We start from the raw sequence: 9,422 nt of genomic DNA on the forward strand, positions 1-9,422 counted from the left end.
TGCGGGCAGCCGGTGCCGCTGGGGCGGCACGGGTGGGCGCAGCCGCACCCCGCTCGCCGGGTGGCGCACCCACCCGGCCCCGGCACCCGCGCCGAGTACCTGCGAACCCGCCGTTTCCTACTACCCCAGCGCCAGCCAGGCGACCGCCGCGATGACCGCCACGGCGACGACGACGCCGAGGATGAGCCCGATGCGCGGGCCGCCGCCGGACGCCGCGGCCTGGCGTCCCTGCGGCGCTTCGTCGACGAACGCGCGGAACATCTGGGTGCTGCCGGCAGGGTCGTGATTGCCCTGGGGGGCCTGGTTGTTAGCCATGGCCCGAGACCCTAGCGAAAACGCCGGTGCTCCCCAAGTGGGGGTTGGTCTTCCGTTTGCCTCCGTGCGACCCGGAGTGCCGGGCTCGCCACCTGCACATTTACTCTCGCAATACTTGCCTTTGCCAACTTTTGGTCCCGTAACCCGCCTTTTTATTTGCCTGCAGCAACCAATGGCTTCTATGGTTGCCCTAAGCAACGAAAGCGGGAGGTGTCATGGCCGAGAGGGCGCAGTACGAAGAGCTGGTCCGCCAGTTCAGTGCCTTCGGCGCCGTCAAGCGGGAGCTCGGCCGGATCATGCCCGCCGAGTGCCCCGGCGGGTCGGCGGCCGTGCTGACCCTGCTGGGCCGCCACGGCGACATGCGCATGAGCAAGCTGGCCGAGCTGCTCGCGGTGGACATGTCGGTCACCAGCCGCCATGTCGCGCACGTCGTGGACAAGGGGTGGATCGAACGCTCCCCCGACCCCGCCGACAAGCGCTCGCGCATCCTGCGCCTGACCCCCGCGGGCCGCGCCCAGCTCGACGAACTGTCCCGGCGGACCACCGAGGTCCTGGCCGAGCGGCTGGGCGACTGGACCGACGAGGAGGTCGGCCGGCTCACGGACCTGATGGCGCGGCTGCGCGAGAGCTTCGACTGCCGGCCCGCGCCCCGGGCGGCACCCCCCGCTGTCGAACGGACCACCCGTACACCCGCAAGCACGTAAGAAAAGGAAGCCCATGGCAACGACCACACCAGCCGGTGTGCGGGCTCATGCCAAGCACGGGGGAGGCTCCCACGGCTCCCCCGGCGACGCTCCGATGACGCACCGGCAGATCATGGAGGCCCTCACCGGCCTGCTGCTCGGCATGTTCGTCGCGATCCTGTCGTCGACGATCGTCTCCAACGCCCTGCCCCGGATCATCGGGGACCTCGGTGGCGGCCAGAGCGCCTACACCTGGGTCGTGACCGCGTCCCTGCTGACGATGACCGCCTCCACCCCGCTGTGGGGCAAGCTCGCGGACCTGTTCTCCAAGAAGCTGCTGATCCAGGTCGCGCTGGTCGTCTTCGTCCTGGGGTCGGCCGCGGCGGGCATGTCGCAGAACCCCGGCATGCTGATCACCTTCCGCGCCGTCCAGGGCATCGGCATGGGCGGTCTGTCCGCGCTGGCCCAGATCATCATGGCGGCGATGATCTCGCCGCGTGAGCGCGGCCGGTACAACGGCTACCTCGGCGCCGTCTTCGCCACGGCGATGGTCGGCGGCCCGCTGGTCGGCGGTGTCATCACCGACACCGACTGGCTCGGCTGGCGCTGGTGCTTCTACGTCGGCGTGCCCTTCGCCGTGATCGCCCTGATCGTGCTGCAGAAGACCCTGCACCTGCCCGTGGTGAAGCGGAAGGTCAAGGTCGACTGGGCCGGCGCGTTCTTCATCACCGCGGCCGTCTGCCTGCTGCTCGTCTGGGTCACCTTCGCCGGTGACAAGTACGACTGGGTCTCGTGGCAGACGTACGCGATGGTCGGCGGTTCGCTGGTGCTGCTGGCGGTCTTCGTCCTCGTCGAGTCCAGGGCGAGCGAGCCGATCATCCCGCTGCGGCTGTTCCGCAACCGGACCATCACGCTGGCGTCGCTGGCCTCGCTGTTCGTCGGTGTCGCGATGTTCGCCGGGACCGTCTTCTTCAGCCAGTACTTCCAGCTGGCCCGGGACAAGTCGCCGACGATGTCCGGTGTCATGACGATCCCGATGATCGCGGGCCTGTTCGTCTCCTCCACCGTCTCCGGCCAGGTCATCACCCGGACCGGCCGCTGGAAGGGCTGGCTGCTGGCCGGCGGTGTGCTGGTGACCGCGGGCCTGGGGCTGCTGGGCACCATCCGCTACGACACCGAGTACTGGCACATAGCGATCTTCATGGCGCTGCTGGGTCTCGGCATCGGCATGATGATGCAGAACCTGGTGCTGTGCACGCAGAACCAGGTGGAGCCGGGTGACCTCGGTGCCGCGAGCTCCACGGTGACCTTCTTCCGGTCCCTGGGCGGTGCGGTGGGCGTCTCGGCGCTCGGCGCGGTCCTGGGCAACAAGATCACCGACTACGTCAAGGACGGCCTCGCCGACCTCGGCGCCAAGGGCGCGGCCCTCGGCCACGCCGGCACGGGCGGGGGCGGCATCCCCGACCTCGACACGATGCCCGCGCCGATCCGCACCGTCGTGGAGAGCGCCTACGGCCACGGTGTCGCGGACGTGTTCCTCTACTCGGCCCCGATGGCGCTGCTCGCGCTGCTGGTGTCGCTGTTCATCAAGGAGGTCCCCTTGAAGACGAAGGGTGGGCTGGCGCAGGCGGCGGCCACCGAGACCGGCGCGCAGGCTCCCGCTCAGGCGGCGGCCGGGGCCGCCGCGGAGAAGACCGTGCCGAGCTGGGCCGTCGCGGACACCGAGGCCGCCGGCGGGACCGGGCCCGAGGGCACGCAGCGGCTCGCCGCGGTCGCCACGGTGGCCCCGGCCGGGGAGCAGGCGCCGGGTGGGGGCGGTGTCCCGGTCCGCGGTTTCGTCCGCGGCGCCGAGTCCGCGCCCGTGCCGCAGGCCGCCGTCACGCTGATCTCGCTGGCCGGGCGCCAGCTGGGCCGGTCCGTGGCGCAGTCCGACGGGTCCTACGCGCTCGACGCGCCGGGCGCGGGATCGTACGTCCTGATCGCCTCGGCCGACGGCTACCAGCCGCAGGCTTCCACGGTCGTCGTCAACGGCGAGCCCCTCGCCTACGACATCCTGCTCAGCGGCACCAGCGGGCTGTCCGGCCTGGTGCGGGCCGCCGGGAGCGGGCAGCCGGTGAAGGACGCGATGGTCATCGTGACCGATGTGCGCGGCGATCTGCTGGCCACCCAGGTCACCGGTGAACAGGGTGAGTTCTCCTTCGCCGAGCTGGTGCCGGGGGCGGTGACCGTCGCGGTGAACGCCGCCGGGTTCCGGCCGCGCGCCCTGCCCGTGGAGGTCGGCGGCACCGGGGTCACCCGGGTCGAGATCGACCTGGACCCGGGCGCCCGCGTCCAGGGTGTCGTGCGCGCCCCGCACGGCCCGCTGGCCGACGCCCGGGTGACGCTGGTCGACCAAGCCGGCAACGTCGTCGGCTCGGCCACGACCGGGGCGGACGGGGCGTACGCCTTCACCGACCTGGACGGCGGCGAGTACACCGTGATCGCCACGGGCTACCCGCCGGTGGCCACCGCGCTGACGGTCACGGGCCGCGGCACCGACGCCCACGACATCGAACTCGCCCACCCCGGCGAGTAGTACGGACCCCGGCCCGTGGCGGGTGGGCGCGCTCCGAGCGGAGGTGCGCCCCCCGCCACGGGCCGGTTTCTTTCTGAGGAGTTAGGTGGAGATGGGACTGACCGCGAGGATCCGTACCCGGGACGGATGGGCCGTGTCGCACGCGGTCGTCACGGTGGCGGACATGACCGGCGCGCAGGTGCTGCGGGCCGAGGCGGACGCGGAGGGCGCCGTGCGGGACGCGGCGCCGCTGCAGCCGGGGGCGTACACCGTGATCGTCACGGCCGTCGGGTACGCGCCCGCCGCCTCGAGTGTGATCGTCACGGCGAGCGGGCGGGCCGAGGTCGGCACGGTGACGCTGGCCCGGCAGGGCGGCACCGAACTGCCGCCGCCCGGGCCGTGGACGATCGACCCGGTGCACTCCAGCGTGGCCGCCGTGGCCCAGCACCTGGGCATCTCCAGCGTGCACGGCCGGTTCACGCAGTTCTCCGGCGTGATCGAGATCGCCCCGGACGACGTCACCAAGTCACGGGTGGAGGCGGTGATCCGGGCCGGGTCGATCGACACCGGCAACGGCATGCGCGACGGGCACCTGAAGTCGCCGGACTTCCTGGACGTCGAGCGGTTCCCGGAGATCACCTTCCGGTCCACGGGCCTGACGGCGACCGGGTCGGACCGGTGGACGGTCCACGGCGAGCTGGGCATGCACGGGGTCGTACGGCCGGTCGATCTGGACCTGGCCTACCTGGGCACGGGCCCGGACCCGTGGGGCGGCACCCGGGCGGCGTTCCGTGCCACGACCGAGCTGCGGCGCGAGGACTTCGCGATGAACTACAACCAGGTGCTCCAGGCGGGCATCGCCGCCATCGGCACCACCCTCAAGGTGGAGCTGGACATCCAGGCCGTGCAGGGCGAGTCACTGCCCGCGGCGTGAGGAGGGGTCGCGCGGCTGGACGACTCTCGTCACCAACTGGCCGCACAGGTCCCGGAGTTTGACGTTCCGGTCCTGCGAGACCCGGCGCAGCCGCTCCATGGCCTGGCGGGCGTCGATGCGCTCGCGGGCCATGAGGATGCCGACCGCCTGGTCGATGACGCTGCGCGACAGCAGCGCGGTGCGCACGTCGGCCGCCGACTGGTGGCGGCGCTCGATGCTCAGGGACACGTTGATCGCGTCCCCCGCCCGGGCCGCGAAGGCCCGGGCCGCGTCCCGGCCGGCGCCCAGCCCCCCGGCGCCCAGCCCGTAGAAGTTGAGGGCCGCGCCCGTCTCGCCCTCGACGGCGACCGGCACCGCCAGGACGCAGCGGACGCCCACGGACAGCGCGTACGGCGTGTACGCCGGCCAGCGCGACTCCTCGGCCAGGTCCGGGACGTACTGCTCGGCGCCGGTCTCGGCCGCGTCCACACAGGGCCCCGAGCCGTTCTCGTACTGCCGCAGGTCCAGGCCGCCGGGCAGTCCCTCGCTGCCGGCCAGCGTGAGCAGCCGGTCGGCGCGACGCACCGTGATGCTGCACGCGGCCGCGCCGGGCACCTCCTGCACCGCGCGGTCGGTCAGGTCACGCAGCAGGGTGTCGAGACCACTGCTGCGCACCATCGCCTGGTCCAGCGTGTCGGACGTCTCGGAGCTCATGACCGTACGGGTATCCCGTCGCCCCGCGAACACGCCTTCGAGGTCTGTGCCGCCTCTCAGGCCGTGTTGTGGGTGCCGACGATCCGGCGGGCCAGATCGCGCAGTTTGACGTTCTCCCGCTGGGAGGCCCGCACCAGGCTCTCGAAGGCCGCGGCCGCGTCGATGCCCTGACGCTCCATGAGGATGCCGGTGGCCTGGCCGATCAGGTCCCGGGTGTGCATGGCCTCGGTGAGCTGCTCGCGCACGGTCGCGGAGTCCAGGGCGATGCTGACGTGCGCGGTGAACAGCCGGCCGATGCGCGTGGCGTCCTCGTCGAAGACGCCGGGCTTGCGGGCGTAGGCCGTGAGCACGGTCAGCCGGCGCTTGTCGGCGCGCAGCCGCAGCGACAGCGCCGAGCGCAGCCCCAGGGCCGACAGCACGTCCCAGCCGTCGTCCGCCTCGCTGTCCGTTATCCGCGCCACGGGGCTGTGCCACAGCTGGTCCCAGTGCCCGTGCTGTTCGCGGCCGGTGTGCCGCGACTCGGCGGAGCGGACGACCTCGTCGGTCCAGGCGAGCGTGCGGAGCTTGTCACCGCGTTCGATCACGGAGATGCCGGCGTGCTCGGCTCCCGGCATGATGTGGACGGCCAGCCGGACCGCCGTGCGCAGTGTGCTGTGCGGAGTGGAGGTCTCGTGCAGTTGCTGAGAAGCCACCGTGAGTGCCTCGGCCAGCTCGAAGCCGACCGGAAAACGGGGCAAATCAGGAAACTCGGACGCAGCCACCACGAACCTCTTCGGCATGCACGGCCATGGCCGTGCGCAGGAGAGCTCCGCAGCACATTCCCGACTGCGAGCACAGGACGGACAGCACTCTAACTGTTCGGTTGCCTCGAAGTGACGCCCGGCCGACGGCCGGGCCAGGGCGCTTCCGTGGCAGCCCCCCGGCGTGATGGAATGGCGGGCGGGTCAGGAAGCGGCCTTACCGAAACCGGACGAACGTCTGCCAGGTGAGTGCCGTGACCTTCTTCACGAATCCCACAGAACCACGCGACTTTCCCGGTCGCGTCCACCTCGCGATGCCCGCAGAGATCGACTACTGCAACGCGTCGGAGCTGCTCCCGCTCGTCATGTCCGCGGCCCGCGCCCGCGGCGACCGGCTGGAGGTGCTCGTCCTGGACCTCACCTCGACCTCCTTCATGGACTCCCAGGGCATCCGCCTCATCAACGACATACGCCAGGGCCTGCGCCCCGGTGCCCGGGTCCGGCTGGTGGCCCGGCCGGACGGGGTCGCCGGGCGCGTCCTGGAGCTGACCGGCCTGCGCCGGGACGTCCCCGTGTACGACAACCTCCCCGAGGCGCTGGCGTCGTAGGCTGCCGGGCATGGCTCCGAACATCGCGACGAACACCCGCGTCTCCCTGGACGAGTTGCTCGACTTCGTGCGGCCCCGGCACCACGCGATCCTGCTGACCCGCCGGTCCGACGGCGGCCCCCAGGGCTCGCCGCTGACCTGCGGCGTGGACGACTCCGGCCGGATCGTGGTCTCCACGTACCCGGAGCGCGCCAAGACCCGCAACGCCAGGCGGGATCCGCGGGTCAGCCTGATCGTCCTGAGCGACGACTGGAACGGCCCGTGGGTCCAGATCGACGGCACGGCGGAGGTCGTCGACGCGCCCGACTCCGTCGAGCCGCTCGTGGAGTACTACCGGAACATCGCCGGGGAGCACCCCGACTGGGACGAGTACCGCGCGGCCATGGTCAAGCAGGGCAAGTCGATCATCCGGATCACGCCGGAGCGGTGGGGCCCGGTGGCGACGGGCGGGTTCCCGGCGCGGCTGGTCGAAGGGGAGTAGGTCAGCCGCGCGCGACCATCGCCTCGATGCCCGCGATCAGCAGCTCCAGGGCGAACTCGAAGTCGCGCTCCAGCATCTCGGCGACCGTGTCACCGCCGCGTGCCGCCATGATCTCCTGGGACTCCTTGATGACGTCGGCGGCCTGCGGGGCGGCCGAGACCGTGCTGAGGGCCTCCTGGAAGTACTCGTCCACGGTCATGCCGCCGGCCGCCGCCCGGGTCGCCAGGTGGCCCTCCAGCGTGCCGTAGCCGTAGACGAACTGGAAGACGGCCGAGATCGTGCTCGTCAGGCGCCGTGCGGGCATGCCCGTGCCGCGGACGACGCGCTGGACCACCCGGGAGAACGCCAGGTTGTTGGGGCCGATGTTGAGGAAGGCGCCGACCAGCGCGGACACCCAGGGGTGCCGCACCAGCAGCGTCCGGTACTCCCGCGCCAGCGCCCGCACCTGCTCGCGCCAGTCCTCGCCGGAGTCCGGGTCGGGCAACCGCATTTCGCCCATGGCCGCGTCCAGGGCGAGTTCGAGCAGGTCGTCCTTGGTGTCGACGTACCAGTAGACGGACATCGCGGTGACGTTCAGCTCACCGGCCAGCCGCCGCATCGAGAACTTGGCCAGTCCCTCGGCGTCCAGCAGCCGGACGGTCACCTCGATGATCCGGTCCCGGTCCAGGCCCGAGGGCTGTCCGCCCCCGCGCCGCCGGTGCGCCCTGCTCTCCAGCCAGACGCTGGTTCGCGGCTGATCCCGCCGGGCCGCTCTCGCCATGGCGCACCTTCCTCGATCTTCGAAACGCCGCTCATGCTAGACGCGCCGCCGCGCCCGGGGCGCGGGGCCGCGTCCGGTGTGCGGCCGGCCGCGCGGGCGCGAGCGGCACCCGCACGGCGGCGACCGGCGCCGGGCTCCTACGCGGACTCTGCCCGCTCGGCCCGCCGAAGCAACGCCGCCGCGACCAGTCCGCCCGCCAGCACGGCGACCGCCCCGACCAGCTGGCTCGTCTCCAGACCGGAGGCGAACGCGTCGGAGATGCGCGCCTTCTCCTCGGCGGAGTCCGCCGCCGCCAGCGCCGCGGGCAGCGAGGCCGCCGAGACGGCGACCAGCGAGGCGAACCGGGAGTTGAGCACGGCCCCGAGGACGGCGACCCCCAGCCCGTTGCCGAACTCCGCGAGCGTGCCGTTGATGCCGGCTCCCACGCCCGCCTTCTCCGGCGGGATCGCCCCCATGATCGCGTTGGCCATCGCCGGCATGGACAGGGCCACGCCCGCGCCCATGACGACCAGGCCGAGCAGCATGCCCCCGTACCCGTGCCCGCCGAGCAGCGCGATCGCCGCGAGTCCCGCCGACACCAGGGTCATGCCGAGCGCGATCGCCCCGGGTGTCCCGATCTTCAGCACGAGCTTCGCCCCGACCCCCGTGAAGTTGAGGGCGACCACGGTCAGCGCCAGCGGCGCGGTCCGCAGCCCCGCGTCCAGCGGCTCGTAGCCGAGCACGAACTGCAGGTGCTGGGTGAGCAGGAACAGCGACCCCGTCATGCCGAACGCCACGAGGATGGCGCCCGCGACCGCGCCCACGAACTTCTGGTTGCGGAAGAAGTGCATGTCGAGCATGGGCTGCTCGGTGCGCAGCTCCCACAGCACGAACACGCCGAGCACGAGCACGCCGGTGAGCGCGGAGACCAGCACCCGCCCGGAGGCCCAGCCGTGCTCGGGGCCGGTGATGATGGCGTACACCACGGCCGTCATGCCGACGGTCGACAGCACCGCGCCGAGCACGTCGGGCCGGTCACCGGCCTTGTGCTTCGACTCGGGCACCAGCGCGGCCACCGCCACCAGGCCCAGCACCGCGACCGGGATGTTGATGAGGAAGATCGCGCCCCACCAGAAGTGGTTCAGCATCACACCGCCGATCAGCGGCCCGGCCGCGAAGCCGAGCGAACTGACCGTCGACCACAGCGCGATGGCCTTCACTCGCTCCTGGTCGTCGAAGATCTGCACGACGACCGCGAGGGTCGTGGTCATCAGCAGCGCCCCGCCGACGCCCATGCCCGCGCGGGCCGCGATCAACTGGGCCGGGCTCTGGGACAGGCCGGCCGCCAGCGAGCCGACACCGAAGATCGCCAGACCCGACATCAGCATCAGCTTGCGGCCGTAGCGGTCGGCGGAGTTGCCCGCGGTGAGCAGCAGCCCGGACTGGACCAGCGAGTAGGCGTTCATCATCCACTGGACGTCCGCGGTCGAGGCGTCCATCTCGCGGGTGAGCGAGGGGATCGCCACGTTCAGGATCGTGTTGTCGAGCAGCACGGTGAGCTGCGCGAGGCAGATGACACCGAGGATCAGCCAGCGTTGGGGGTGCCCGGCGTGCGCCGTCCGCGGCGCGGTCGTTTCCTGGGAGGACGTCGTCATGTTCTACACCGTAGAACAGT

10 protein-coding genes are annotated in these 9,422 nt (G+C 71.9%); 5 read left to right on the forward strand and 5 right to left on the reverse strand.

Annotation, left to right across the window (positions count from 1 at the left end):
* Positions 1-120 precede the first annotated feature (120 nt).
* Entirely contained in the window at positions 121-315 is a 195-nt protein-coding gene (locus tag RIN80_RS23240) for a hypothetical protein (RefSeq protein WP_309097589.1), read from the reverse strand.
* Positions 316-530: 215 nt separating this feature from the next.
* Between RIN80_RS23240 and RIN80_RS23245 the strand changes: the two genes are divergently transcribed.
* From RIN80_RS23245 to RIN80_RS23255, 3 genes are all read left to right on the forward strand, one after another.
* A complete protein-coding gene (locus tag RIN80_RS23245) occupies positions 531-1,019 on the forward strand; it encodes a MarR family transcriptional regulator (protein ID WP_309097590.1) in 489 nt (162 codons plus the stop codon).
* Positions 1,020-1,032: 13 nt separating this feature from the next.
* Complete coding sequence (locus tag RIN80_RS23250) at positions 1,033-3,573, forward strand: MFS transporter (RefSeq protein ID WP_309097591.1); 2,541 nt, start codon at positions 1,033-1,035, stop codon at positions 3,571-3,573.
* A gap of 91 nt (positions 3,574-3,664) precedes the next feature.
* Positions 3,665-4,486 (forward strand): YceI family protein, encoded by an 822-nt coding sequence (locus RIN80_RS23255; RefSeq protein WP_309097592.1) that lies wholly within the window; start codon positions 3,665-3,667, stop codon positions 4,484-4,486.
* On the opposite strand, the gene RIN80_RS23260 is transcribed toward RIN80_RS23255, so the two are convergent.
* Together RIN80_RS23260 and RIN80_RS23265 are read right to left on the reverse strand one after the other, a co-directional pair.
* Positions 4,469-5,179, reverse strand: a complete 711-nt coding sequence (locus tag RIN80_RS23260; protein ID WP_309097593.1) for a GAF and ANTAR domain-containing protein — start codon at positions 5,177-5,179, stop codon at positions 4,469-4,471. The genes RIN80_RS23255 and RIN80_RS23260 overlap by 18 nt on opposite strands.
* 56 nt (positions 5,180-5,235) lie before the next feature.
* Positions 5,236-5,958: a GAF and ANTAR domain-containing protein gene (locus RIN80_RS23265; protein WP_309097594.1), complete on the reverse strand. Its 723-nt coding sequence runs from the start codon at positions 5,956-5,958 to the stop codon at positions 5,236-5,238.
* A gap of 275 nt (positions 5,959-6,233) precedes the next feature.
* Between RIN80_RS23265 and RIN80_RS23270 the strand changes: the two genes are divergently transcribed.
* Together RIN80_RS23270 and RIN80_RS23275 are read left to right on the forward strand one after the other, a co-directional pair.
* On the forward strand, positions 6,234-6,527 hold the full coding sequence (locus RIN80_RS23270; protein ID WP_351350385.1) for an STAS domain-containing protein: 294 nt from the start codon (positions 6,234-6,236) through the stop codon (positions 6,525-6,527).
* Between the two features lie 10 nt (positions 6,528-6,537).
* A complete protein-coding gene (locus tag RIN80_RS23275) occupies positions 6,538-7,008 on the forward strand; it encodes a PPOX class F420-dependent oxidoreductase (protein WP_309097596.1) in 471 nt (156 codons plus the stop codon).
* Between the two features lies 1 nt (position 7,009).
* On the opposite strand, the gene RIN80_RS23280 is transcribed toward RIN80_RS23275, so the two are convergent.
* Entirely contained in the window at positions 7,010-7,768 is a 759-nt protein-coding gene (locus RIN80_RS23280; RefSeq protein WP_309097597.1) for a TetR/AcrR family transcriptional regulator, read from the reverse strand.
* 137 nt (positions 7,769-7,905) lie between these two features.
* Positions 7,906-9,402 carry an MFS transporter gene (locus tag RIN80_RS23285; RefSeq protein WP_309097598.1) on the reverse strand — a complete coding sequence of 499 codons (1,497 nt, stop codon included), beginning with the start codon at positions 9,400-9,402 and terminating at the stop codon, positions 7,906-7,908.
* Positions 9,403-9,422: the final 20 nt, after the last annotated feature.

Origin of the sequence: Streptomyces sp., assembly GCF_031181705.1 — a bacterium.
Classification (GTDB): domain Bacteria; phylum Actinomycetota; class Actinomycetes; order Streptomycetales; family Streptomycetaceae; genus Streptomyces.

Coding starts and splice junctions, on each gene's coding strand:
- RIN80_RS23240 (WP_309097589.1), bottom strand. CDS start 315: ATGGCTAACAACCAGGCCCCCCAGGGCAATCACGACCCTGCCGGCAGC.
- RIN80_RS23245 (WP_309097590.1), top strand. CDS start 531: ATGGCCGAGAGGGCGCAGTACGAAGAGCTGGTCCGCCAGTTCAGTGCC.
- RIN80_RS23250 (WP_309097591.1), top strand. CDS start 1,033: ATGGCAACGACCACACCAGCCGGTGTGCGGGCTCATGCCAAGCACGGG.
- RIN80_RS23255 (WP_309097592.1), top strand. CDS start 3,665: ATGGGACTGACCGCGAGGATCCGTACCCGGGACGGATGGGCCGTGTCG.
- RIN80_RS23260 (WP_309097593.1), bottom strand. CDS start 5,179: ATGAGCTCCGAGACGTCCGACACGCTGGACCAGGCGATGGTGCGCAGC.
- RIN80_RS23265 (WP_309097594.1), bottom strand. CDS start 5,958: ATGCCGAAGAGGTTCGTGGTGGCTGCGTCCGAGTTTCCTGATTTGCCC.
- RIN80_RS23270 (WP_351350385.1), top strand. CDS start 6,234: ATGCCCGCAGAGATCGACTACTGCAACGCGTCGGAGCTGCTCCCGCTC.
- RIN80_RS23275 (WP_309097596.1), top strand. CDS start 6,538: ATGGCTCCGAACATCGCGACGAACACCCGCGTCTCCCTGGACGAGTTG.
- RIN80_RS23280 (WP_309097597.1), bottom strand. CDS start 7,768: ATGGCGAGAGCGGCCCGGCGGGATCAGCCGCGAACCAGCGTCTGGCTG.
- RIN80_RS23285 (WP_309097598.1), bottom strand. CDS start 9,402: ATGACGACGTCCTCCCAGGAAACGACCGCGCCGCGGACGGCGCACGCC.